The following is a 590-nucleotide window of genomic DNA, read 5'->3' as shown; positions in this document are numbered from 1 at the left end:
ATCGTCGAAGATCAGCCTGAGCTCCTCTGCCGACAGCATGGGATTGAGTGTGGCGACCACGATCCCATGCTCGCTCAAACCCGCCACGATTTCGGGGTATTCCATGCAATTGGGCGTAACCAGCGCCACGACGTCGCCAGGCTTCAGTCCATGCGCAGCGGCCAGCAGCCCAAGGCCGTCCATCCGCCGTATCAGGGCGGCGTAGGTCAGGCTGTTGCCCGATGTGTCGTCCAGCGCAACCTTGTGCGGCGCGGCCGCTGCGGCGCAGCGGATTCCGCGTCCGATGGTCAGCGAGGTGAATCCGCTGGTTGCCATTGCGCTAGCCTGCCATCCGCTGGGAAAGGGAAGGAAACACCGCCAGAGCATTGTCGCGCATCACATGCGCGAAACTGTCTTCGCGCAGTCCCATGGCTTCGATCTCGCGCCGTGCGCGGCGTGGATCGATCACCGGCCAGTCGGTGCCGAACAGCACCTTGTGGCTGCCGTAGGAGTTCATGTAGTGCACCAGCGCTGCGGGCAGATGCTTGGGTGCATAGGCATCGATGCCGATAAACACGTTGGCGTGCTTCCAGGCCATGGCGATCATTTCA

At 62.5% G+C, this 590-nt stretch carries 2 protein-coding genes; both read right to left on the bottom strand.

The genetic code is table 11. The features are described from left to right. The coding region (locus ACTIFJ_RS15350) for an AMP-binding protein (protein WP_439534985.1) at positions 1–315 on the bottom strand (315 nt) is incomplete at its 3' end. Positions 316–319: 4 nt separating this feature from the next. After that, the coding region (locus tag ACTIFJ_RS15345; protein WP_439534984.1) for an amidohydrolase family protein at positions 320–590 on the bottom strand (271 nt) is incomplete at its 5' end.

Source organism: Polymorphobacter sp., from assembly GCF_051860865.1.
In the GTDB taxonomy this organism is placed as follows: domain Bacteria; phylum Pseudomonadota; class Alphaproteobacteria; order Sphingomonadales; family Sphingomonadaceae; genus Sandarakinorhabdus.
This window is presented reverse-complemented; position numbering and strand designations above follow the sequence as displayed.